Source organism: Aliarcobacter faecis, from assembly GCF_013201705.1.
GTDB classification, from domain to species: Bacteria; Campylobacterota; Campylobacteria; order Campylobacterales; family Arcobacteraceae; genus Aliarcobacter; species Aliarcobacter faecis.
In genome coordinates this window covers 142,444-168,503 of sequence record NZ_CP053837.1, presented here as the reverse complement: position 1 = coordinate 168,503, position 26,060 = coordinate 142,444, and the positions used below count along the sequence as shown (strand labels likewise).

At 26.3% G+C, this 26,060-nt stretch carries 21 protein-coding genes and 1 pseudogene; 5 read left to right on the top strand and 17 right to left on the bottom strand.

The window, feature by feature from the left end; genetic code table 11:
• Positions 1–17: 17 nt before the first annotated feature.
• From mltA to AFAEC_RS00760, 13 genes are all read right to left on the bottom strand, one after another.
• The gene (gene mltA / locus AFAEC_RS00820) at positions 18–1,148 is read right to left on the bottom strand and encodes a murein transglycosylase A (protein WP_026806715.1); all 1,131 of its coding nucleotides are present in this window, start codon (positions 1,146–1,148) and stop codon (positions 18–20) included.
• The gene (locus AFAEC_RS00815; protein ID WP_026806716.1) at positions 1,145–1,447 is read right to left on the bottom strand and encodes a hypothetical protein; all 303 of its coding nucleotides are present in this window, start codon (positions 1,445–1,447) and stop codon (positions 1,145–1,147) included. Before AFAEC_RS00815 ends, mltA begins: the two co-directional genes overlap by 4 nt.
• 10 nt (positions 1,448–1,457) lie before the next feature.
• A complete protein-coding gene (gene dnaK / locus AFAEC_RS00810; protein WP_026806717.1) occupies positions 1,458–3,341 on the bottom strand; it encodes a molecular chaperone DnaK in 1,884 nt (627 codons plus the stop codon).
• Positions 3,342–3,418: 77 nt separating this feature from the next.
• Positions 3,419–3,979: a nucleotide exchange factor GrpE gene (grpE, locus tag AFAEC_RS00805; RefSeq protein ID WP_026806718.1), complete on the bottom strand. Its 561-nt coding sequence runs from the start codon at positions 3,977–3,979 to the stop codon at positions 3,419–3,421.
• Positions 3,980–3,988: 9 nt separating this feature from the next.
• Positions 3,989–4,780 carry a heat-shock regulator gene (locus AFAEC_RS00800; protein ID WP_026806719.1) on the bottom strand — a complete coding sequence of 264 codons (792 nt, stop codon included), beginning with the start codon at positions 4,778–4,780 and terminating at the stop codon, positions 3,989–3,991.
• Positions 4,781–4,868: 88 nt separating this feature from the next.
• Positions 4,869–5,591 carry a tRNA pseudouridine(38-40) synthase TruA gene (gene truA / locus AFAEC_RS00795; protein ID WP_026806720.1) on the bottom strand — a complete coding sequence of 241 codons (723 nt, stop codon included), beginning with the start codon at positions 5,589–5,591 and terminating at the stop codon, positions 4,869–4,871.
• A gap of 1 nt (position 5,592) precedes the next feature.
• Positions 5,593–6,609 (bottom strand): LptF/LptG family permease, encoded by a 1,017-nt coding sequence (locus tag AFAEC_RS00790; RefSeq protein ID WP_026806721.1) that lies wholly within the window; start codon positions 6,607–6,609, stop codon positions 5,593–5,595.
• Complete coding sequence (locus AFAEC_RS00785) at positions 6,606–7,115, bottom strand: prepilin peptidase (protein ID WP_225442384.1); 510 nt, start codon at positions 7,113–7,115, stop codon at positions 6,606–6,608. Before AFAEC_RS00785 ends, AFAEC_RS00790 begins: the two co-directional genes overlap by 4 nt.
• Positions 7,102–7,788 carry a di-trans,poly-cis-decaprenylcistransferase gene (locus tag AFAEC_RS00780; protein ID WP_026806722.1) on the bottom strand — a complete coding sequence of 229 codons (687 nt, stop codon included), beginning with the start codon at positions 7,786–7,788 and terminating at the stop codon, positions 7,102–7,104. Before AFAEC_RS00780 ends, AFAEC_RS00785 begins: the two co-directional genes overlap by 14 nt.
• Positions 7,781–8,998, bottom strand: a complete 1,218-nt coding sequence (gene coaBC, locus AFAEC_RS00775; protein ID WP_026806723.1) for a bifunctional phosphopantothenoylcysteine decarboxylase/phosphopantothenate--cysteine ligase CoaBC — start codon at positions 8,996–8,998, stop codon at positions 7,781–7,783. Before coaBC ends, AFAEC_RS00780 begins: the two co-directional genes overlap by 8 nt.
• On the bottom strand, positions 8,995–10,296 hold the full coding sequence (glmU, locus tag AFAEC_RS00770; RefSeq protein WP_026806724.1) for a bifunctional UDP-N-acetylglucosamine diphosphorylase/glucosamine-1-phosphate N-acetyltransferase GlmU: 1,302 nt from the start codon (positions 10,294–10,296) through the stop codon (positions 8,995–8,997). Before glmU ends, coaBC begins: the two co-directional genes overlap by 4 nt.
• A 20-nt stretch (positions 10,297–10,316) precedes the next feature.
• A complete protein-coding gene (locus AFAEC_RS00765; protein ID WP_026806725.1) occupies positions 10,317–12,251 on the bottom strand; it encodes an ankyrin repeat domain-containing protein in 1,935 nt (644 codons plus the stop codon).
• 44 nt (positions 12,252–12,295) lie between these two features.
• A complete protein-coding gene (locus AFAEC_RS00760) occupies positions 12,296–13,906 on the bottom strand; it encodes a helicase-related protein (protein WP_051487638.1) in 1,611 nt (536 codons plus the stop codon).
• Between the two features lie 87 nt (positions 13,907–13,993).
• Here AFAEC_RS00760 and trmA point away from each other — a divergent pair, with 87 nt between their 5' ends.
• From trmA to AFAEC_RS00735, 5 genes and pseudogenes are all read left to right on the top strand, one after another.
• On the top strand, positions 13,994–15,127 hold the full coding sequence (gene trmA, locus AFAEC_RS00755) for a tRNA (uridine(54)-C5)-methyltransferase TrmA (RefSeq protein ID WP_026806726.1): 1,134 nt from the start codon (positions 13,994–13,996) through the stop codon (positions 15,125–15,127).
• Between the two features lie 234 nt (positions 15,128–15,361).
• On the top strand, positions 15,362–16,024 hold the full coding sequence (locus tag AFAEC_RS00750) for a heteromeric transposase endonuclease subunit TnsA (protein WP_026806727.1): 663 nt from the start codon (positions 15,362–15,364) through the stop codon (positions 16,022–16,024).
• On the top strand, positions 16,017–17,897 hold the full coding sequence (locus tag AFAEC_RS00745) for a Mu transposase C-terminal domain-containing protein (protein ID WP_051487636.1): 1,881 nt from the start codon (positions 16,017–16,019) through the stop codon (positions 17,895–17,897). The genes AFAEC_RS00750 and AFAEC_RS00745 overlap by 8 nt, the downstream gene beginning before the upstream one ends.
• A gap of 2 nt (positions 17,898–17,899) precedes the next feature.
• Positions 17,900–18,757 (top strand): TniB family NTP-binding protein, encoded by an 858-nt coding sequence (locus AFAEC_RS00740; protein ID WP_026806728.1) that lies wholly within the window; start codon positions 17,900–17,902, stop codon positions 18,755–18,757.
• Between the two features lie 46 nt (positions 18,758–18,803).
• Positions 18,804–19,907: pseudogene (locus tag AFAEC_RS00735) on the top strand (TniQ family protein); the annotation flags it as partial.
• Between the two features lie 138 nt (positions 19,908–20,045).
• On the opposite strand, the gene AFAEC_RS00730 reads toward AFAEC_RS00735, so the two are convergent.
• The 4 genes from AFAEC_RS00730 to AFAEC_RS00715 all read right to left on the bottom strand — a co-directional run bounded on the left by AFAEC_RS00730 (position 20,046) and on the right by AFAEC_RS00715 (position 25,968).
• The gene (locus AFAEC_RS00730) at positions 20,046–21,461 is read right to left on the bottom strand and encodes a DNA sulfur modification protein DndB (RefSeq protein WP_026806730.1); all 1,416 of its coding nucleotides are present in this window, start codon (positions 21,459–21,461) and stop codon (positions 20,046–20,048) included.
• Positions 21,451–22,884 carry a restriction endonuclease subunit S gene (locus AFAEC_RS00725; protein ID WP_026806731.1) on the bottom strand — a complete coding sequence of 478 codons (1,434 nt, stop codon included), beginning with the start codon at positions 22,882–22,884 and terminating at the stop codon, positions 21,451–21,453. The genes AFAEC_RS00730 and AFAEC_RS00725 overlap by 11 nt, the downstream gene beginning before the upstream one ends.
• Positions 22,854–24,965, bottom strand: a complete 2,112-nt coding sequence (locus tag AFAEC_RS00720) for an N-6 DNA methylase (RefSeq protein ID WP_026806732.1) — start codon at positions 24,963–24,965, stop codon at positions 22,854–22,856. Before AFAEC_RS00720 ends, AFAEC_RS00725 begins: the two co-directional genes overlap by 31 nt.
• A gap of 70 nt (positions 24,966–25,035) precedes the next feature.
• On the bottom strand, positions 25,036–25,968 hold the full coding sequence (locus tag AFAEC_RS00715) for a tyrosine-type recombinase/integrase (RefSeq protein ID WP_026806733.1): 933 nt from the start codon (positions 25,966–25,968) through the stop codon (positions 25,036–25,038).
• Positions 25,969–26,060: the final 92 nt, after the last annotated feature.

The window sequence follows — 26,060 nt, the reverse complement described above, 5'->3', positions numbered from 1 at the left end:
TTACAACAACTATTTTTTTAATATTTTGGTTTTAAAATATACATTTTCCCTTTCTCTTTCATTCTTCCAGCATAATTAAAAGCATCATCACCAAATCCCCAAAAAAAGTCTGCTCTTATTTCACCTTTGATTGCTCCACCAACATCAGCTGCAACCATCATTTGATTTATAGGCTCTTTTGTAACAGGATTTTTTGTACTTAAAAATACTGGCATTCCAAGAGGAATATAGCTTCTATCTACTGCTAAATTCCTTTTTGCTGTTAAAACAGTATTTAAAGCTCCTGTTGCACCACTTTCAGAGACTCTAAAAAAGATATAGCTAGGATTTGATTTAAAAACTTCATCCATTATTTTTGGATTCGCTTTGAAAAAATCTTTCATAGCTTGAACACTCATCTCATCTTTTGTGATATAGTTTTTCTCAATCAAATATGAACCAATACTAATATATGGCCAACCATTCTGTTCAGCATAACCCACATTTATGAGCTCTCCTGTATCAAGTTTTATTTTTCCACTACCTTGAATATGTAAGAAAAATAAATCGAATTTATCATCAACATAAGCAATTGGAACTAAATTTGGGTTTTTTGGATTTTTTTCTATCTGCTCTCTTGTATCATAAGGAACAATCTTATTTTTTACAATTTTCCCTCTTTTACTTCCATTTGAATTTACTCCATCCGTAACTATTAAGTTTTTTGGTGTTTTATAAATTGGATATTTATATCTAGCACTTTTTTTTAAGCTTCCATATAAAAGTGGCTCATAATAACCTGTAATTGTACCTTCATCTTTCGCTTTACTATCAAAAAGTTTATAAGGCTCAAAATTTGAGATAAAAAATCTTCTTCCATCATTTTCAAACTCTGCTTTTTTACAAACATTTTTAAACTCATCATATCTTTTTGATTTTTTACAATCTTTTTTAAAAACCTCTAAAGCATGATTTAAATCATCATCAAAAAAGCCATCAATTTCTAAAAAAGAAACTTTTTTCATACCATTTTCAATTTTATGTTCTAAATCTTCTATTACCACCTCTTTATCTTTTTCTATAACTGGTGATTGTGGAATTTGCTCTTGTTTTTTTGAACATCCACTTATTAAAAATATAGCTAAAATTATAAATATTAAATTTTTCATATACCACAACCCATTTGAGAATTTATAGAGTGTATCTCTTTTAAACCACAACTTTTACAAGAAAATTCAACCTCTTTTATGCCTGAACAACCATAGTCTTTTAGAACTCTTGTCTCAATTATCTCATTAGTAAATGTTATATTTGTACTTCTATCAACAAAGCTTTTTCTTGTCTCAAGACAACGAGGACAAGTTCCACTTAAAAGTTTAGAAAGACGGTTTTGTTTTGATTTAAAAAAAATATACAGTAAAAATATTACTATAAGAAAAGTTAAAAATAGGAAAAGAAGAGTTTGCATGAAGTAGAGATTACTCTACTTCTGCGTCGATAACATCATCATCATCTTTTTTTGCTTTTTGGTTTGCTTGACCTTGTCCTTGCTCACCCTCTTTTTTGTACATAGCTTCAGCTAATTTATGAGATTTTTCTGTTAAAACTTTTAATTTCTCTTCAATTTGCTCTTTTGTTGCATTATCATCTTTTAAAATTGCTTCTAAATCAGCTGCAGCATCAATAATAGCTTTTTTCTCATCTTCACTAATTACATTTTCATTCTCTTCTAAAGTTTTTCTAGTGCTATGTAACATTGCATCAGCTTGGTTTCTTGTCTCAATTAAAGCTTTTTTCTTAGCATCAGTCTCTTTATTTGCTTCAGCTTCAGCTACCATTTTTGCAATTTCATCATCACTTAATCCTGAACTTCCAGAGATTGTAATTTTATTCTCTTTTCCTGTTCCTTTATCTTTTGCACTTACATTTAAAACACCATTTGCATCAATATCAAATGTTACTTCAATTTGAGGAACACCTCTTGGAGCTGCTGGAATATCAGAAAGTTCAAACATTCCTAAAGATTTATTATCTTTTGCAAACTCTCTTTCTCCTTGACAAACATGGATTGAAACTGCTGGTTGATTATCATCAGCTGTTGAGAAAACTTGAGATTTTTTAACTGGAATAGTTGTTCCTTTCTCAATAAGTTTTGTCATAACTCCACCTAAAGTTTCAATTCCTAAGCTTAATGGTGTAACATCAAGTAAAAGAACATCTTTTACATCTCCTCTTAAAACTCCAGCTTGAACAGCAGCTCCAGCAGCAACTACCTCATCTGGATTTACACCTTTATTTAAATCTTTTCCAAAGAAATCTCTTACAACTTGGTTTGCTTTTGGTAATCTTGTACTTCCACCAACCATAATAATTTCATCAATATCACCTTTTTCAAGGTTTGCTTCTTTTAATGCAACTTTGATATGAGCTAAAGTTTCATCAATTAAATCTTCTGTCATAGACTCAAATTTTGCTCTAGTTAGAGATTTTACTAGGTGGATTGGTCCAGCACTTCCCATAGAGATAAATGGTAAATTAATCTCTGTTGATTCAGCACTACTTAACTCTTTTTTAGCATTTTCAGCTGCATCTTTTAATCTTTGAAGCGCCATTTTGTCATTTTTAACATCAAAACCATTTTCATCTTTAAACTCTTTTGCTAACCAATCAATAATTCTATTATCAAAATCATCTCCACCTAAGAAAGCATTTCCATCTGTACTTAAAACCTCAAATGTCCCATCACCAATCTCTAAAACTGTAACGTCAAAAGTTCCTCCACCTAAATCGTAAACTAAAACTTTCTCTTCACCTTTTTTATCTAAACCATAAGCTAATGAAGCCGCTGTTGGTTCATTGATAATTCTTAGTACATTTAATCCTGCAATTGTTCCTGCTTCTTGAGTAGCTTTTCTTTGTGCATCATTAAAATATGCAGGAACTGTAATAACTGCATCTGTAACTTTTGCTCCTAAATACTCCTCTGCATCAGCTTTTAATTTTCCTAAAATTTTTGCAGAGATTTCTTGTGGAGTATAAACTTTTCCAGCAATTTCAACTGCTGCAGCACCATTTCTATCTACAATTTTATATCCAACTTTGCTTTGTGCCGCTTTTGCATTTGGTTCATTCATCATTAAACCCATAATTCTTTTAATAGAATAAATTGTTTTTTCAGGGTTTGTAATTGCTTGTCTTTTTGCTGGATCACCAACTAAAATTTCACCTTTATCTGTAAATGCAACAATTGATGGAGTTGTATTTTTTCCCTCTTTATTTGGAATAATTTTTGCTTCTCCATTTTCATAAACTGCAACACAAGAGTTTGTTGTCCCTAAATCTATACCTATAACTTTACTCATTTTTTTTCCTTTTATTAAGTTTTTATTTTAAATTCTAAATTCATTTTTTCATAGTTTATTGACATTACGGTCAAATATTAATTTGCTATACTTACCATTGATGGTCGTAAAAGTCTATCTTTTAATAAATAACCCTTTTGTAACTCTGCAACTATTTGTCCACTTTCATGATTTTCACTATCCACTTGCATAACTGCATTATGAACATTTGGGTCAAACTCACCATCAGTTGCAACTTTTGTGATATTATGTTTTTCAAAAGTAGTTAAAAAGCTTTTAATTGTAAGCTCTATTCCCTCTTTTAATTTAGGAAGTAGCTCTTCTGCACTAATATTAGCATTTGCCGATTGTAAAGCCATCTCTAAAGTATCAAGTGGAGCTAATAAATCTTTTGCAAATTTTTCACTTGCATAATCAATAGCCATAAACTTCTCTTTTTCAAGTCTTTTTTTGATATTCTCAAAATCAGCATGAACTCTTAAAAACTTATCTTCACTCTGTTTTAATTCATCTTCAAGTCTAGAAACAACATCTTCTAAACTCTCCTCTTTTACTTCACTGCACTCTTGTGTTTCACAACAATTTTCTGTCTTTTCTAACTCTTCATTTACTAATTCATCTTGCTTTATTTCACTCATTTTTTCTCCTTAAAAATTTTTAATTTGTTCAAAAAAGTATTCATAATCTTTTGATAACTCACCAACAACAAACATCTTTACATCTTCATTATTGATTTTGCAGAATTTACAAATCCCCATATAATTTTGTGGTAAAAAACCATCAAAATAGAGTCCATCTTTTAACTCATCAAGTATAGACCCTTTTAGAAATCTATCTATTGTAAACTCATCAAAATCATAATTTAGTGCAAGACTTAAAAATTCTTTATAGTTAAAGATTTCAAAATCACTACTTTGTAAAGTATGATTTATTGTACTATAAAGCTCATAAGCTCCAACATCTTTTGAAATTTTCAAAATATCTTTTAGTGAACTTTGTAAAAAATCACTTAAAAACTTATATAAAGCAGAACTATATTTTATGCTAACTGCAAAACTCGTAAACTCCAAAATAATATATCTATTTTCAACATTTATAATATTTTGTAAAACATCGCTTTTCTCTTTTTTTAGAAAAACAGTTAAACCAATATTATTAGCTAAATACTCTAAAGCTTTTATATTTATTCCAGATAATTTAAAATTTAGTTTTCCTAACCAATACTGTTTTAAAGCTTCATTTGTAGGAGTTCTACCACTACTTATATGCTCTTGTGCTAAAAATCCCTCATCACCAAGCTTTTTAAAATATCCTCTAATTGTTGCAGTTGAGTACTCTAAATCATACATAGATTTTAATTGAGTTGAACCAATAGGTTCAAGGTGTTCAATGTATGCTTTAATAATAGATTGTAATAAAAACTCTTTTTTATCTATCATAGATTTTCCTTTTAGCACTCTATGTCTTAAACTGCTAAATAATTATAGCAAAGTGAGTCAATGTTTGTCAAGTCTTATTAAATATTTTCTAATATTTTATTTTTGCTAGATATAATCCATTTGATATTGTAGGAGTTTTGAAACTTCTTTTTGTAAGATTTAATTGATTTTTTAAATCATCTATTGTTAATTTTTTGTCATTTATTGCTAGTAAGAATCCAACCATAAGCCTAATTTGACTTCTCAAATAAGAGTTTGCTTCAAATCTAAAAACATAAATATCTCTATATTTATAAAATTTTGTATCAAAAATCTCTCTTTTTGTCTGCTCTTTTTGGCTTCCTGTTTTATGAAAATATTTAAAATCATAAACTCCTATAAACTCTTTTATTGCATTTTTTAAAAGCTCTTCATCTACATTTTTTACATAAGTTATATATTTTGTATTAAATGGATTTAACTCTTTTTGAGTAATTAAATATCTATAAACTCTTCTTTTTGCAGAAAATCTTGCATGAAAATCAGAAGCTACTTTATCTATTTTTACTATTTTTATACTAGGATTTACTCTTTTATTTATAATAGTTTTAAGTTTTTCTAAATCACTCCAATATTCTGGAATTTCACAATTAAAAACCTGTTTTGTAGCATGAACATCTTTATCAGTTCTTCCACTAAGTATAATTTTTGTTTCAATATTGATACTTTTAAAAATTTTTAAAAGCTCATCTTCAACAGTAGCTTTATTTGGTTGTTTTTGACTTCCAAAAAAAGAGCTTCCATCATAAGATATTGTAAACTTAAGATTCAAATCAGTACTCTTTTTTTGTAGTTTTACTATATAAAAGATAACCCAAAACTATCCATAAAATAGGAATAATATATAAAGAATGAAGTAAAAGTCTATCTCCTAAATATTTTATTAATACATAATAAAAGATAATAGCAACAATAGAATAAGCAACTGTCCTATTTTTTTCATATCTTGGATTAAAATATCCAAAAGTTACTACAAAAAACAAAGATATCAAAGGAAAAATAGAGGTCAAAATAAAAAATACAAATGATTCATTATCTAAATTATGCTTTAAACTAATAATCCAATAATTAAGACTTGTTGTAAATGTAAATAATGAATTATTCTCAACTATTTCGTTTATATACATTGTTTCATAATTTATTTGATTTAATTCATTATTATTCATATCAAATATAGTTCCATCTGTTAGTTTAAAAGTTAAATATCCTTTATCATTATCTAAAATAGCTTTATCACTTATTATTAATTGTTCTTTAGCATTCTCATTTTTAAAAAGTTTAACATTTTTATATATTTTATCTTCTTTCTTATCAATAAAAATTAGCCAATCACCAAATTTCTGACCAAATTCACTCTCTTTTATATTAAAATTTGCCTCATTCTTTTTATAATCAATAAATTCATTCATTAAATATTTTGTTTTTGGAATTAATCCTAATGTCACTACAAGTAAAGATAGAGAAATTAAAAGTGTAACTGGAAAATATAATTTAATGACCTTAATTGGACTAATACCAAAAGCCGTTATAACTGCCATTTCATATTCACTTGACAATTTAGATATGCTGATTGCTAATGACAAAAAGTAAGATATAGGTAATGTAAATAATAGAATCTGTGGTATTGTATATGAATATAATTGAAATAATTCAATAAAATTCATTTTAATAACTGAAGTCAAAGATACTATTTTTACCAGAAATACAACTGAAGTAATAAAAAATAGTCCCAAAAATATTGGAAAAAATGTAATTGCAAGTTGCGAATGTAAATAGTTATTTAATCTCAATAAAAATCCTTAAAAATTGATGATAAGTTAAAAAAATACTCTATAAAAAATCCCAAAGCCAATGATGGAATAAATGGGATTTCACTCTCTTTTTTGATAAATTTAAGATAAATTGCTTGTATTATAGCAATTATTGCACCTAAAAGAATAGCAAAAACTGTAAGTTCTAAACCTAAAATCACTCCAATAGAAGCAATAATAGGTATATCTCCCTCTCCTAAAGCAGTTTGTGTTTTTAAACTCTCATCTTTTAAAATTCTTGATTTTATATTTTGTATATAAAAAGTAACTAAGAAATTTAATAAAACAATAGCTCCAACACAAATAAAAGCATTTTTTAAAGCTTCTAAAAACTCAAATTTTGTAATAAAAAAAGATAAAATCAAAGCTATTAAAAGCAAATAATCAGGTACTGCTTTATACTTTAAATCATAAAAAGATAAAACGATTAAATTTATAGTAAATATTGTAAAAAGTATAATTTGTAAAATATTAAACTCCGCCAAATCTTCTTTGCCTTTTATTAAAATCTTCGATTATATTATCTAACTCATTTGTAGTAAAATCAGGCCACAAAGTATTTGTAAAAAACATCTCTGCATAAGCATTTTGCCATAAAAGATAGTTTGAAAGTCTTACTTCACCACTTGTTCTTATAAGTAAATCAACTTCACTAAATCCTGCTGTATCAAGACAAGCTTCAAAATTTTTTTCTGTTACTTCTAAATTTTTCTCATTTAACTTTTTTATGGCTCGTAAAATCTCATCTTTTGAACCATAATTTAAAGCTAATACCTGAGTAAGCCCCAAATTATTTGCTGTTTTCTCCTCTATCTCTTTTATTGTATTTTGTAAAGATTTTGAAAACTTACTTAAATCTCCAATAGCTTTAAATCTTATTCCATTTTGTAAAAATGTATCTAACTCATTTTTTAGATATTTTTCTAAAAGTCTCATAAGATATTCAACTTCAAGTTTTGGTCTTGACCAATTTTCAGTTGAAAAAGCATATAAAGTAAGATATTTAACTCCTAATTTTGCACAATGTATTGTGATATTTCGCACAACTTTTGCACCCTCTTCATGACCTGCTGTTCTTTTAAGTCCTTGTTTTTTTGCCCATCTTCCATTTCCATCCATAATTATTGCAATATGTTTTGGGGGATTTTGGCTATTCATAAGCTTTAAACTTTTTTTCTAAATTTTCTAAAATATCAAATGAGATAAGAAGTTTATCTCCACTAAAATTTTTGGAGCTATCTTCAAAAATTAACTCTATATTATTATTTGAAGAACCAAAACTATTTTGTTCATCTAAAATATTTAAGCAAACTGCATCAAGATTTTTATTTTTTAACATATTTTGTGCATTTGTCTTAGCTTTTTCTTTATCCATCTCAGCTTTAAAGCCAATAGAAAAAATATCATTTTTATTGATAGTTGCTAAAATATCTATATTTTTGATTAACTCTAAATTCCAAATCTCTCCTAAACTCTCTTTTTTTAGTTTTCCATCTACTTTTAAACTAGGAATATAATCACTAACTGCAGCGACCATAAAAAGATATGGTTTTTTCTTAGATTTCTCTTTTAGCTCTTTTTCTAAACTCTCTTGAAATTCTAAACTAGAGTTTGCTTTTATAGTTTTTATATTTTTTGGGCTATTTTCATATCCTCTTGAAGCTACCAAAGAGACATCTGCCCCTAAATAGTATAAAGCTGTTGCTAAACTTGAAGCCATTTTTCCACTTGAAAAGTTTGATATATATCGTACATCATCTATTTTTTCAATAGTTCCACCACCACTTAAAATAGCTTTTCTATTTTCCCAATATGTTTTTTTTAAAAGCTCTTTACAAGTAATATGAAAAATATCTATTGGCTCAGCCATTGCACCATTTCCAACATCTTTACAAACTAACTCTTTTGTTTGAGTACCTAAAATTTCAAAACCTAAATTTTGTAAAATTTCCAGACTCTTTTTAGTAATAGGGTTTTCTATCATATTTGTATTTGCTGCTGGTGCTAAAATAATTCTCTTTTTAAAAGCTAAAACTATTTGTAAAAGCAAATTATCAGCCAAACCACTTGCAATTTTATTTATAGTATTTGCGCTAATTGGTGCAATTACCAAAATATCTGCCCATTTTCCTATATCTATATGATTATAATCTTGACTTTTATCCCAATTTTCACTTGTCTCATCTAAAATCTTATTTTGACTAATTGCTTCAAAAGTGATAGGATTTATAAACTTCTTAGCAGCTTCACTCATCACAACTCTTACATTTGCCCCTGCTTTTATATAAAGCCTTATTAAATCCAAAGTTTTATATATTGCAATTGAGCCAGTAACTGCTACAAGTATTTTTTTATCTTTTAAAATCACGATTTTTTCTTATTCTCAAAATGTTTATAAAAGTACCCATCTAAAACTTTTGCTTTTGCTCTAGTTACAAAAAGGGCTCCTTTTTTTATATCACCTGTTACAGTTGCTCCTGCACCTATAAGTACATCATCTTGAATTATAACAGGTGCAACAAATTGTGTATCACTTCCTACAAAAACATTTTTCCCTATAATTGTTTGGTGTTTATTTACTCCATCATAGTTACAAGTTATTGTTCCACAACCAATATTTGTTCCTTCATCTATAAAACAATCCCCCAAATAGCTTAAATGCCCTGCCTTAACACCTCTTAATTCAGCCTTTTTTGTCTCAACAAAGTTTCCAATATGTGTATTTATAATCTTACTATCAGGTCTAATTCTTGCCATTGGTCCAACATCACTATTTTCTATCAAAGAGTTTTCAATAACACTATTTGTTTTTATATGAGAGTTTATAATTTTTGAAGTTCCTAAAAGTGAAACACCATTCTCAATAATAGTTTCACCCTCAATTTGCACTTCTTCTTCTATATAAATAGTATCAGGCAATCGCATAATAACACCTGCTTTTAAAAACTCTTTTTTTATTCTGTTTTGATGAATAACTTCAGCATCAGCTAACTCTACTTTTGAATTAACTCCTTTAAAATTCTCTTCATTTACAATAATAGGTTTTAAAATCTTCCCCTCTTTTATTGCCATCTCTACTAAATCAGTTATATAGTACTCTTTTTGATTATTGTTGTTATTTAATTTTGGTAAATTTTCAAGTAAGAATTTTGTCTCAAATTGGTAAATTCCTGCATTTGCAGTTGTAATTGCTAACTCGTCTATTGAAGCATCTTTTTGTTCAACTATTTTTTTAACATTACCATTTTCTATAATAACTCTTCCATAACCATCAGCACTTTGAAGCTCTAAAACAGACATAACAATTGTTGCATCTAAATCAAATTTTTCTAGCTCACTTGCTTGGATTAAAGGCATATCTCCATTTAAAACTAAAACTTTAGAATATTTTGGAACTATATTCATAACTGCTCCACCAGTTCCAGGGAAGTTTTGGTGGTCTTGAATTACAAAATTTATATTTGAAAAATATTTCTCCATCTCTTTTTTAACTTTTTCAAACTGATGATAAAGAACTACTGTAATATCATCACTTAATTTTAAAGCCTCTTTTATAGAGTAATAAAGCATTGGCTTTCCAGAGATTTTATGAAGAACTTTTGGAAGTTCTGATTTCATTCTAGTTCCTTGACCAGCTGCTAAAATAATTATCGATTTTTTATCCAAATTTTTTCCTTATATAAATTTTAAGCTAAAGCTTCATTAACTTCTTTTTTCAAATTTTCAACAACCGATTCTAAAGTACTTTTTACATATCCATCAGCAGAATTTTCTAAAATCATCTTATCAAGATTTTTCTCTCTATCTTTAAAAAATTGTGCTACTTTTCTATTTTTTACATTTTTATTATACATTAAAACTCCAGCAGCAACTAAAGTCATAATAAGCTTCGCATGTCCAAAAATAGCAGCATAATTTAAAATTGTAAATCCACTATTATCTGGCTGATTTATATCAGCTCCAGCAGCAATTAACCATCTTGCTATTTGAAAATTTCCTTTCCATTGAGTGTGATGAAGTGCTGTTCGTCCATGAATATCTTTTAAACTTAAATTTGCTTTTTTTGTAAGCAATTTTTCAACAACAGAGATATCATTTGCAATAACAGCTTTGTGAATTACTGTTCTACCTTCATTATCTTGAATATCTACACTAACACGATATTTTAAAAAGTTTACTAATCTTTCTAAAAAAATATCTTTCTCTTTTTTTTCTCTTATATTTAATCCATCTTCAACCATAAATGCTAAAGGGGTTCTTCCGCTTTTATCTTGAGAATTTATATTTATTCCATAATTTATAATGATTTTCAAAGTTTCAAAATCATTATAAAGTACTAAATCGAATAGAACATTTGTTCCATCAAGTCTTGGAATATTTATATTTGGTTTACAAGTAAGAACTTTTTTGAGTAAAATATCGTATTTTTCACCCTCTTTAAAAATTGTTGCTAATTGAGGAGTTAGTTTTTTGAAGTTTTTAGTAACTGCAATTAGCTCAACAATAATATCAATAACACTTCTTTCATCAATATCTTTAATATCAACATTTGCACCACGAGCAACTAAAAAATCTATCATTTTATAGTTTGAATAACCTTTTAAAATCTCATTAAAAATAATATTTCTATTATTCTCATCTGTGGTATTTACATTTGCCCCACATTTTATTAAAAAATCTGCATTTGTAAAATTTTTATTATCTATCTCTTTTTGTAAAGTTGTTTTTCCATTAATATCAACAGTATCAATTTGTAAACCATTTTCAATAAATAATAACGCTAAAGATAAATAGTCCCTTTTTGGTGAAATAAGTTTATATCTTCCTTCTAAATTTTTTACTTCATTTGCTTGTAAATCAACTATATATAGAAGTTCATCAATAATATTTCTATTTTTATTATCAATAATATTCAGATTTATATTCTTTTTAATCAAAGTTTCAATAAGAGAGATATTTAACTCTCCTAGAATAATTGCATTAAAAAGTACATTTTCTCCAGCTTTATTCAAAAAATTTACATTTATTCCGTGATTTATTAAAGTTATTGCAATATTTGGGTCATCTTTTAAAACAGCATAAAAAAGTGCTGTTTGGTAGTTATTATCTAATGAATTTATATCTTCAACATTATTTACAACATCTCTTAAAATATTTAGATTTTTACCTTCAACAGCATGAAAAAGAACAGTTTTATCCTCACTATCTTTTATATTGAAATCTGGTTTATATGTCATTAAAACTTGAAAAATCTTCTCATTTGCCAAAATAGCTGTACTTTGTAAAATAGTTCTTCCAATAGAGTTTTTAGCATTTATATCATAACCATTTTCAAGCAAAAAGCGAACCATTGCACCATCACTTTTTTCACAAGCTTCATCTAATGGAGTTTTTTTAAATTTATTTTCTAAATAAATATCAACACCATTATTTAAGAGTAATTTTATAGCATCATATTTTTTTAAAGATACAAGTAAAAATAGTAAACTATTACCATTTTCATCTTGTTTATTTATATCAATACCTTTTTTAATAGCTTTTTCTAATTTTACACTATCAAATTTATCAGTAAATATCTCTTTGTAAAAAGATTCTTCATCAACCTTAAAAAATTTAAACACCAAAACCCTTTTTGTAAAATGCTAATATTTTATCTAAATTTGAATTAAAAACTTTTTCTGGCTCTTTTTTGAAAAGGGTTTACTTTTTTATCGCTTTTCTCTTTATTTTTTGAGAAATCTTTTTTGCTATTTCTATCTTTAGTTTTACCTTTATCTCTTTCAAATCTTCTCTCTTCAAAACTATCATCACTTAAAAGAGTCCCTTTTAGAGATTTTTCAATAAAAGAGTTAAAAGAGTTCCTTAAAATAAAAGCTTTATCATGATCAGGGAAAAGATTTGGTAGTTTATATGAAAGCCAAAGATACAATGATATTTTTTTAACTTCATCTTCAACCAAAAGCAAATCTTTTTGTGTAATTGCTTTTTTAGGTAAAGTAATAGAGGGTTTATAATGATTTACTCTTTTTTTAATTACACTTGCAATATATGAGTTATATGCTTGTAAAATAATAGTCGATTTTGTAGTAATTGGAGCTTGAGCTAAGAGATATTTCTCTTCCAAACTCAACCCCTCTTTGCTATCTACTATTCTTGAAGCTTCCAGCATACTTGATAAATTTGCAGCTTCAAAAGGACCATCAAACTTCATATTCAAAGCAAAAAAGTTTAAAACTTTTCCTAAAGATTTTGTTTTTAAGTGCATAGAAAGGCTTTCAAGTTGAGAATTATTTATCTTTACTTTAAATGGTGGTTTTATAGTTTTTATTGGAGCTTCAAACTCCTCTTCTATATAATTTAAAATATCTCTTCTTGTTGCACCTAAATATCCTGCTTCAAAAAGTCCAAACCTCCCAGCTCGACCTGCTATTTGAACTATCTCATTTACACTTATTTTTCTTTTTCTAACACCATCAAACTTTGTATCTGTTGTAAAAAGAATAGTTTTAATAGGAAGATTTAACCCCATAGAAATAGCATCTGTTGCTATTAATATTTGGCTTTCACCTCTTCTAAATCTTTTTGCTTCATCTCGACGCACTTCTGGTGATAGATTTCCATAGATAACTGAAACAGAATATTTTTTTTGAAGTCTTTGTTTAAGTTTTAAAACTTCTGCCCTCGAAAAAGCTATCAAAGCTGTTCCATCTTCAAGTCTATCAAGGCTAGTAAATTTTTCAAGAACTATTAAAGGGTTTTTTCTTTTATGTTTTACAATTTCTAAATCTTCACCTAAATATTGTGCAATCTTTTTTATAGCTTCAAGAGCATTTACACTTCCCGTCATAATAACTTTTTTAGCAGGAACTCCAATAATAGCATTTACCCAAGCCCAACCTCTATCATCATCTTCAAGCATTTGAACTTCATCAATAACTGCAACATCAACTTCCATATCAAAATCCAACATCTCAATAGTTGAACAAATATGAGCTGCATCTTCACTTAATTGTTGCTCTTCCCCTGTTATAAGTGAAGCCTCTATTTTAGCCTCTTTTAAATCCTCATAACCTTCAAGTGCTAAAAGTCGCAAAGGTGCTAAATAAAGTCCACTATTTGCCTCTTTTAACTTTTTCATAGCATTGTATGTTTTTCCACTATTTGTAGGTCCTACATAAAATTCCAATCTTCGATTTAAACTTCTAGCTAATGGATATAGTGTTTTTAAATCGCAGTTTAATAATATTTTTAAATCTTCTTGCCAACTATTTTTCATAAATCTTCTTTTTTAAAATTCCTAGATTATATCTATTTTTACCAATATTTCCATATAATACAACTTTTAATAAAGGATTAAATTTTAATGAATTGTAAATATTTTGGAACTTGTGCTTCCTGTACACTATATGATAAAACTTATGATGAGCAACTAAACTATAAAATACAAAGAGAAAAAGAGAGGTTCTCAAATCTTACAAACTTGGATTTTAATATTATAAAAAGTGAACCTAAAAACTTTAGAAATCGTGCAGAGTTTAGAATTTGGTGGGAAAAAGATGAGCAAGGAGAGAAAGATATTTTATCTTTTGCTATGAATGATTTTAACAAAGAGATTTTAGAAATCGACTCTTGCTCTATGGTAAACCAAGATATTGCAAATCTTATGCCAAAAATTTTAGAAGAGTTACAAAGCAGTATGATTCTATCTTTTAGGCTTTTTGCTATTGAATTTTTAGTGAGTTCTACTTCTGATATACTTGTAACTTTAATTTATCACAAAAAATTAGAAGATGACTGGATAAAACTAGCATGTGAGCTAGAAACTAAACTAAATATAAAAATAATTGGAAGAAGTAGAAAACAAAAAATAGTTTTAAGTAGTGATTTTATCAATGAAACTTTAAATATCCAAAACCAAGAATTTCACTTTGCCTATGAAGAAAATGGCTTCACTCAACCAAATACAAATGTAAATATACAGATGATTGAGTGGGTTTTACAAAATATTCCTAAAAATAATAAAGATTTATGTGAGCTATATTGTGGTGGTGGGAATTTTACAATTCCTCTATCAAAAAAATTCAATAAAGTTTTAGCAACAGAAATATCAAAAACCTCTATAAAATCAGCTCTTAGAAATTGTAAACTAAACAATATAGAAAATATAGAAAATATAGAATTTATAAGAATGAGTGCAGAGGAGTTTGTGGAAGCTTTGGAAGAGAAAAGAGCTTTTAATAGATTAAAAAATATAGATTTAAAATCTTATGATTTCTCTACAATATTTATGGATCCACCAAGAAGTGGACTAGATAATACAACAAGAAACTTAGCAAAAAACTTTGAAAATATAATTTATATCTCTTGTAATCCTGAAACTTTGCATAGAGATTTAGAAGAACTGACACTTACTCATAAAATAGTGAATTTTGCTCTTTTTGACCAGTTTGCATTCACTGAACATATAGAAAGTGGTGTGGTATTGGAGAAAAGATAAGAAGTAGATAAGAATTTTCTTACCTACATTCGTTCAAATTTTTATTATCAATCCTTATTGCTTTTGACAAAACATGTGAGATACATTATTTATTAATAAATCTGTTTTTTTTAAATAATCCATTTAAATCCTATTATATAAGCTTTCATTTTTTCCATTAAACTTTTAGATTGTAAAATAAAAATTCTTATACTTTTATAATATACATTATATAATAATACCAAAGGTATAAATATGGAAATTAATAATAATAAATTACCAAAAAGAAAAGCAAAGAAAACTTTTATGTCAGTAACTGGGTATTTTCCTAGTAAAAAAAATTCTAGAAGTATATTCTTTGAATCTATGTTAGAAAAAAAACTATTTTTATCATTAGAATTTGATGAAAATGTATTAAATTACCTGGAACAACCTGTAATTATTGAATATACAAATAAAAACAGGAAAACAACTTATTGCCCTGATTGCCTTATCAATTATAAAAATAGTAAATCGAAACTAGTTGAAGTTAAATATAGTAGTGAACTTATAGAAAAAGAAGATGAACTTAAAATAAAATTTCAACAAGCAACACTATATTCAAATGAAAACAACTTAATCTTTGGTATCTTTAATGAAACATCAATTGATCCAGTAGCATTAAAAAATATGGAATTTTTATATTCTTTTGCTTTCAATCTAAAAGATGATGAAAAAGAGACATTTATTGTAAAAACTTTAAAATCTAGTCAATATACAACTATTACCGAATTATTATCTCTTCTTTCAAATAATAAATTTGAACAAGCAAAATTTTTACCATCTATATGGAAACTAGTATTTAATAATATTATAGATATAAATTATAAAACAGAACAAATAGGAATGAACTCTATAATTAGGCTAAAAAATGAATAAAATATCTTTAAAAATTGGCTCAAAAGTTTATTATGAAAATAAAGAATATGAAATATCAAATCAAATATCTACAAAAGAAATTTTAGGTAAAGAGGTAGAATTTCCTTATGAATTTAAAGTTTTGAAAATACAAAATTTAAAATCAAAACCTGACACCAAAGAAATTGATATTAGTTTATTTGATAAAAAAGAATGGGAAGAAGCTAACAAAAAATATGAAATCATAAAACCTTTTTTACATGATAAAAGAAATAATAGAAATGATATTGAAATAGTTGCAAATCAATATAATATATCAATTCCTACAATATATAGATGGATACAAGATTATAAAAAAACAGGCACAACAAGTTCATTAGTTCCAAATTTTAAAAATAGAGGTGGACCAAAGCAAAATAGATTACCAAAAGAAGATGATGCAATTATAAAATCTATTATCGATGAATATTATTTGAATTCTCAAAAATATTCTATCCCTTATATTTACAGAATTATTCAAGAAAAATTTCATAATGCTCAATTAAAACCACCTCATATAAATACTCTTAGAAAAAGAATCGCTAATTTAAGTATAAAAGATATCACAAAAAAAAGAGATTTAAAAAAAGTTCAAGATACTCATGGAATGCCAGGAAAGAATCCAAGAGGAAATTTTCCTTTAGAACTTGTCCAAATAGACCATACTCCATTGGATTTGGATTTAGTAGATGAAGAAAATAGAGAATCTATTGGAAGAGCTTATCTTACTTTAGGAATTGATGTTTTTAGTAGAATGATAATGGGATTTTATATTTCATATGAAGCTCCTAGCTTTTTTAATACTGGTCAATGTATTTTGAATATGATTATGCCAAAAGATGATTTTTTAAAACAGCAAAATGTTAATGGAGAATGGGGTATTTATGGTTTACCTCGTGAAATATCTACCGATAACGCAAAAGAATTTAGAGGTCTAGATTTAACTAGATTTTGTGAACAATATTCTATTCAAATTGATTGGAGACCCGTAGGTAGAAGCTTCTATGGTGCAAACGTCGAAAGAGTTTTTAGAACATTAAGTAGTGAAGTACATACTTTATCAGGTACAACTTTTGCAAATATTATTCATAAAGGAAATTATAATTCACAAAAAAATGCCGCTATGACTATTGGCGAATTTGAACAATGGTTTACAGAATTAGTTGTTAATGTTTATCATAAAAAAGAACATAGTGAACTAGGTATGACACCTGAAGAAAAATATTTAGAAGGAATTTTTGGATTAGGCGATTATCCTGGTACTGGATTACCTCCAATAGTTGAAGATACAAAAACTTTGCGATACTCATTATTACCTTCTATAGAAAGAACTGTACAAAAAACTGGTATTACAATCGATCACGTTACATATTTTTCTGAAGTTTTACGAAAATGGATAATTCCCCAAGGAGCATCTAAAAAAGCTTCTAGTAGATTATTTATATGCAAAAGAGATCCAAGAGATATTAGTAAAATATATTTTTATGACCCTGATATCAATAAATATTTTGAGATACCATATAGAAATATTAAGAATCCAAAAATTAATCTTTATGAATTAAGAAATACTATTGCAAAAATTAAAGCAGATAAAGGGGAAACTCATTCTATTGATGAAACAACTTTATTCCAAACATATCACAGAATGAAAAAAATTGAAGAAAATTCTAAAATACAAACAAAAAAAGCTAGACGACAAAAAAGTTCAAAAAAACATTTAGATGAAAAATTAAGAACTCAAGAAAAAATATTTGAAAAAAAGAAAAATGATCTAGATGATAAAAAATTTGAACAAATTCCATTAACTAATATAAAACCTGACTTATTTACATTTGATTTAATAGAGGAAGATTAACAATGAATCCAAATCTTGCACCACAATTTAGAAAATATTTGGAAATGAGCGATGAAGAAAGAATTTATTTTATTCAAAAAGACAAATGGATAGATTACCCTTTAGCAAACAAAGTTTTATTAAAAATGCAAGATATTTTTAATGCTCCAAAAAGTATTAGAAGCAGAGGTATGCTTTTATATGGAGATAGTAATAATGGTAAAACAGCAATTTTAAAAAAATTTTATAGAGATTTCTCAAAAGATGAATATATAGATGAAGATGGAGATTTAATTCATTTAATGCCTATTTTATATGTAATTTCTGAATCTTCTTCTGATGAGTCAGTAATGTTTAGTAAAATTTTATCTGCGATGAATGTTCCAGTCAATCATAAAGAAAAAGCTATAAAGAAAAAAGAGGAAGTTATCTATAATTTAGGAATAATGAAAACAAAGCTTATTATAATTGATGAAATTCAAAATGTATTACAAGGTCCATACAATAAAATGACTCAACTGATAACATCATTGAAAACTTTGAATAATACAACCGCAATTCCAATAATACTTGCAGGAACTCAAGATGCTATGTCAGCTATATCTATAGATAATCAAACAAAATCTAGATTTAAACCTTTGGAATTACCAAATTGGAATAATGATGAAAATTTTTCAAGATTTATAACTACTATAGAAGCCATGTTACCTTTAAAAAAAGCATCAAATCTTTATCAAAATTATGAACTACTAACATATCTTCATGAACTTTCAAATGGATGTATTGGAGAAGTTATTGATATATTAAAAGATGCTTCTATTTATGCAATTAGAACTAAAAGTGAAAAGATTACAAAAAAAGAGATAAAGGAGATTTTATGATTTCAAAAAAGCATTAAATTATCCTTTTAAAGTACATTTAAAACCTTTAGAAGATGAACTTTTAAGCTCATGGCTTACAAGAATGGCTCATATTCATTATAAATATCCTACAACATTTTTTAATTTATATCTTAATGATAATAGAAAAAGTTCATATACAAGAAGAGATATCGACTTCTATAATGACCAAATTTTTTTTGATTATCTTTTAGAAAAGAGTATCTTAGCTAAAAATGAGTTATTGAATATGTCACTAAGAGGACAAGAAGGATATCTCTTCATAAACCAAAGCCTATATCCGCCTCATCAAATAAGAAGGCTTGTAGATAAAAGAACCCATTATGGATTAATGTACTGCCCTAAATGTTTAAGAGAAGATAAAACACCATATTGGAGAAAAAAATGGAGATACTTTTTTTACACAGCTTGTTCCAAACATGGAATTTTTTTAACAGATAGATGCTGGCATTGTTATAAGCCAATAAAACTATTAAGAATAAAAGTGGGCAATAAAGTAAACTGTTGTGGTAACTGCAGTGCAAATTTGAGTTTAACCGAGACTTATCAAGATAATTTACCAGATGAATATGGGCTTGAGGCTATAAAGTGGTTTGAAGATGGTTTACAAAAAGGATATTTTGAAATCAATGGTCAAAAAATTTGGTCTGTAATGTTTTTTAATATATTTTGTAAATTATCATCTTTATTAGATAGAAAAGAAAATTTAAAATTAACAAATTTTACTATGTTAAATAATTATCACGAAATATGTAAAAAATCAAAAATATATAATTCAAAAAAATCAAGCATTATTTACAAATCATTTTATCTAAACAGTATGATTTATTATTTATTTCAGAATTTCCCAAACAACTTTAATGATTTTATTGTATTAAATAAATTAACATATAAAGAGTTTACACATGGTTTAAATTATATACCTTTTTGGTACAAAAATTTAATATCAGAACTCATACCTAAGCAAAATAAAATCGGTAGAAAAATAAATGAAAGTGAAGTTTTAGGAGCAATAAAATATTTAAAAAATATTGGTAAAAGAGTTAATATTATAAATATTGCCGAAATTGTTGGGTGCCATCCAAGTATCCACAAAGGCTTTAATAAGATTTATAAATCATTGAAATTTTAAAAACTAAAACTAGTATTATTTATATATCAAAATAGAGTTATTATTGCTATAATATAAAAAAATTAATACAAGATAGTAAAGAACTATTTTTTATTTTTTTGCTTAGAAATATTTATTAAGAAACATATTTATGTTTTATCAAGAAAAATAGATTTTTAATTGTTTTTCCAATATTTCTCTTAAATCTTCAGTATCTTTATATCTATTTTGTTGATAACTTTGTAAATCGAAACCTACTTTAGTATCATTACCATTGTCTTTTACAAACAACATTATTTGATTTGATAAATTCTTTGCTTTAGCCAATCCCATGGCATAGCCAACTTCCAAATATACATTTGCATTCATATTTGTAATATCTGCTATCAAAAGTCTATTGTGTTGAATTTGGTCTAAAATTTCATCCATAATTTGATATGAGGTACCTTTATGAAGTCTATCTATTCTTATACTCTCTAAAGGTTTATTTATCTCTTTTGCAACCTGTTTTATTGTTCCCTCTATTGCTTTAAAAACACTATCATTAGCTGTAAATTCCATTGCAATAAATATTTTATAATCTTCTGGAATATATGTTTCTTTATATGTTTTATAAAGATTTTCAAAATTATCAAACTCTTCTAATTTTGCTTTATTTTTTAGCCATTTATAAAAATCATTGATTTCACAAGATAATTCGAATATATTTCCCATTTTTGGAGATATAAAAAACGCAATATTGATAAAAGTATAAAGTTTCTTAGTTTTAATCATATCATTAATTATATTTTTAATAAGTGGAGATTCTTTTAGATCTCTAAGTATGTCGAAAAATATAGGCATTGCTTCCAAATCATCAACCTGTATTTTTTTTGCTAAATAATTACTAGATGATATCATAATATCCTGGATATCTGATTTATCACTAAATTTATCTTGAAAAATTTCTGTAAGTGTGTTTTGTGATTTTTTAAATATATATAGCCACCAATCTATTTCTTTTGCTTTAGAATCTGTTAAATTTGCTGTTGCCTCATTTAAATAATCATTTGGTAAAAGTGTTTTTGCCTTTGAATTTAAATAATAAAAAAGTGCAAGTTCATCTTCAAAATCACTTTGTTTGTCATGAGTAAAAATAAAAGTTACACCTATCTCAAAATCTGATAGTTCACTTGCTGAATTTTCTTGAAGTATTTTTTTGATAGCCGAAACTCTATGATTTCCATCTATTATTTTTATATTTGAAAGAGAGTCTTTGTTTTTTAGAGTTATTTTTAAAATACCATTAATATCTTCATTTATTTTAAAAATAGCATTATTTAATAAAACTTTTTCCTCAAATTTTATTTCATCGTGCCTAATAACCAAAATAATATCAGGCAAATATCTATTTGAACTTTTTTCTAAATATTTGATTATTTTAGCTTCATGTTCGCTGTCTCTTTTTCTTTGATAACCCTCATCATAAGTTCTTAGTTGTGCTATCTCTTTGAGTTTTAGATAGGTTTTTGCAACGGTATGATTAAAAACTTTTTTTCTTAAAGCATTTACGATTATAGGAAAATCAACACTCATAATTATTTCCCAATATTATTCTTTCAACCTCTTTTTTTGCATTTTCAAGTTCAAGTTTTGCTTCCTCTTGAAGCTGTTTTGCCTTTTGCTTTCTTCGTTTTATTTCATCTACTATTTTATTTTGAATAGTTATAGCAGGTAAAGGAATTTGTAATCTTAAAAGTGTTGGATTGTTTACATAAGCAATAGTTGCTATTGAAGCTAATCTTTTAAGTAAGCTAATAGCCACTCTTGTATTTAACCAAGAAATCAAAAAGTTTATATTTATTTGTGTTTCATCTATTGTTAAAGATGAAACATTTTGATTTATAGCTAATCTATCAAATCTATTTAATGCACTTATTCCAATAGTTCCAGCTATACAAATAATAATCTCATTTTTATAACTAAATGTAAGATATTTTTCTAAATTATTTTTAATATATTTAAATTTATCTTCAATTATCTCTCCATCTTGAATATCTGAATTTCTTAAAAATACTATCTCTTTTTCTATTGTAAAAGCATCTAGTTTTTGGTCTGGTGTTGTCCCTGTTTTTATTTTTTTTGTGATAGTTTTTAAAGTTGTAAATTTACAAGTTGATTTTTCAAATGTATCAAAAATATTTTGATAATAACTTGTGTAACTATCTGCATCGAGTCTATCTCCAAAAATATCGTCAAATCCAACTTTAAAAGTTATATTTTCTATATTATTTTCAGGCTTAACTGGAAGTTTGATGCCTAATTTATCAAACAAGTAATCATCAATATTATCTAATAAACCTTGAGCTTCTTTTTCTTTTTGTTTTTTTGATTCATAAGCTTTATCCATCATATCAATAATATTTTGTTGAATACCTAATTTCAAATTTGGTATTAATAAAGACTTATATTCTTCTGCGTTAATATTTGGTTGTCCTGCTGTTCTTTGAATTGCATTTACCCACTCTTTATAAATAGTGGTTTGTGTAAAATAGAATAAAAATTTACTTAACAATAAACTTTCATTAACTCTAAACCTTATTAAATATCCTGCAAAAATAGCATTTAATGAACTATCTAAATGAATATAAGCTTTTCCAACAGTTGCTCCGCTACGAGCAAATAAAATATCATTTAAATGAACTTTGTATTTGAGTTCTTCTTTTTCAGCAGAACGGATTCCATCTTTTTTTAAAAGTCCAAATTCATCTATATCTGTAATTCTTATATATCTACAAAAATTATTAAATTCAATCGAAGATTCATTCGCTCCATACATAGGATTATCAAATAAAACATCATTCAATTTGATAGTTTCAATTTCATTTAACTTAAATTGTAAAATATATTTGTTGTACAACGGATCTATTCTATCTTTTAAATCGCCCCGATTTATTAAAAATATTTTATTTTTATCTAAATCGAGGCTTAGTGAAAATTTATATTGCCTTTGATACATACTTCATTATAAAATTTTTTAAACTCTTCACTTACTCTTGCAAGTTCTGTTTTTTCATAATCACAAGTTTTTTTACCCTTTGCATCTTCTCCAATTTCTTCAATAATTGCCATAAATATAGGATATTTTTCTATTTTTTTCATATCTGTATTTACAGCTTCATAGATTTTGTCTCTTACTATCTCCTCTTTGAGTTTGTATTCCTCTTTTAGCTCTGTTATTTTATCTTGGATTTGTAAAATCTTATTTTCATCTATTGGATCTTTTTTCTTTTCAAGTTTTAGGTTTTGGTTTAATGGAGCTAGTTTTATTTTTAACTCTTCTCTAATAGCTAATATCTGAGATTTATGTATATCTACATATTTTTTTCTAATTTTATCTTGTTTATCTATAAACTTTTTTTCTTCATCTTCTGATTTTTTTTGAAGTACTAAAATAGAAGATTTTACACCTGCACCATAATTTGAAAAAGTATGTTGAGGAAGAGAAAAAGAGGCTAAAACTTTGAATTTTTCAATGATATAGTCTCTTACATATTGCATAGATGAATTTGTAAGTATTCCATCAGGTAAAACCATAGCGACTATCCCTTTTGCTGGTTTTAAAAACTGATAATATCTCTCTATAAAAAGAATCTCACTTTTTTGATTTTTTAAATCACTACTTACTTTGCTATCAATAAGTGCATCTATAAAATCTACATTTGAATTTGCAAATTTTTCATAGGTGCTAAAATATGGTTTTTCATCTTTGATATTTGAACCAAATGGTGGGTTTGTAAAAATATAGTTAAAACTATTCTCTTTAAAATATGTATTTTTCTTTTGGAAATTCTCAAATCTATCAAGTCCATCGTGAGTTATAACATTTGTATGACCATCATCATGTATAATCATATTCATTTTAGCAGTTCTACTAATACCACCACTTATTTCTATACCATAAAGGTTATGTTCTGCAAAACTATGCCAAAATTTGTGCCTTTGTACGGGGTCTTTTAATTTTTTTGATTTTTCTTGCATTTGTGCTAAAGATTGAAGTAAAAATCCACCACTACCACAACTTGGGTCTATTACTAAATCATCTTCTTTTAAATCAAAAAGATTTACCATAAATCTTACAATATTCATAGGCGTAAAATATTGTCCTGCATCACCTTTGAAAAAATTTGCAAAAAAATCTTGAAAAATTTTTCCTTTTATATCTAAATCTGTACCATTTAAATTGTATTGTTCAAGTTTTCCAACTAAAAAAGCTATTTCATTTGCATCAAGAATTAAATGATCATCAAAAACGTTTTTATCTTTCTCTTTATGTTGATTATAAAGCCCTTTTATTCTAATTTCCAATTCATCATTTGATTCATCTCTATCTTTTTGAAATTGATAGTGTTCTGTATAATTTGAACTTAACTCATTTACTTTTTCATCCATAATTTTTGTAAATACAATTTTACTAAATTCATTAAATGCTTCTGCTGGATTTCTTTTTCCACCATTCCAAAGATAATCATGAATCTCTTTTAAAAGAGTTTTAAGTTTATCCGTATCCATTGGTTTAATATCGTTAAATTCTCCACCTCGAATATACTTCCATTTAGGAGAATCCCCACCATATTTTGGTAAGCTTTCTATAGTTCTATCTTCTTCAGAAGTTAAATGAATAGTTATAAAATCTTTTCCATTAGTTCCAACCGCATACTCTGCCCCTCTATATTTTGCATAACTTATAGCTTGGTCTTTTGCTTCTTTTATATCTTTAAATTTTTCATTTTTTACTTCAATAACTACTAAATCTTTTTTATGTTTTTCATCAGTATAAATAATAATATCAGCTCTATTTTTATCTTTGTCTCCACTACCTCTTTTAACAGGTACTTCAATTTTTATGTTTTTAAGTGGGTATTCATATTCAAGAATATATTTTGTTAAAACTTCAGCTCTTACTTTTTCCTCTGTTGCATTCCAAGGTTGTTTAGCCCCCAGCCCTTTATTCTGAGTAGTTTTATAAATAATATGAGTTTTGTTCTCTGTAAACTCAAATAGACCTTGCTCTTCACCTAATTTTAATAATTCACTCATCTCAACCTCTAATTTAGTTATAGATAGTTCTTTACTAACCTTTAATAAAAAAGAGCGATAAAACTCTTTTTTATATATTAAAATGCCTGCGAGGGTGTTTTGTTGAGAGTATCTTTTTTTGCTGCTTTGAATTCACTTTTGTGTATATTTGAGTAGTTACAACAGATGAGTGTCCAAGGATTTTTTGAATATATCTTATATCAATATTTTCTTCCAATAAAGCTGTAGCAAAACTATGCCTAAAAACATGAGGGGTAATATGTTTCTTTAGCTGAGCTTTTTCACTATATTTTTTTATCATAAATCTAATAGACTGTTCAGATAAAATATTATGCCATTTATTAATAAAGAAATACCCATTTTTTAATATATCGTTTTTAAATAGACTGTAGTAATTATATAATGCATTTTTTACATTAATATCACATATTTGAATAATTCTTTCCTTATCTCCTTTTCCAATTATATTTATGACACCTTTTTTTATATTTATATTTTCCTTTAATAAATTAGATAGTTCAGATACTCTAATACCTGTTGCAAATAGCAGCTCCATTACAGCTATATCTCTTACTATAGATTTATAAGTGTAAGTATCTTGTTTAGATAAAGATTGCTTGTAATCATACATATATTTAAAAAATCTTCTTAATTCTTTTATATCAAGAGTTATTGGTAATCTCTTAGGTAGTTTTATTGATAATTTCATTTTTTTAAATGGGCTCAACTCAATAAATTCTTCAAATTCAAAAAAATTAAACAGAGTTTTTAATGTACCAATTTTACGTTTTACACTTTTAGCTTTTAATTCCTTTTCAAATAAATATTTTATATAATCTTTTAAATACAACTTGTCAAACATTTCAAGTGATATATCTTCACTATTTTTATATTTTAAAAATTGATTTAAATCTATTCTATATGCCTTAATTGTTTTAGCACTTAAGTTTTTTTCATATATACAATGAGATTCAAATAATTTTATTGCTTCTTGTAATTTCATATTCATCCTTATAGATTTTTGCGGTATCTTATAAATATTTATATAAAATTTTAAAGAGAAGTGAATATTTAAAATAAAAAAGATATAATTAA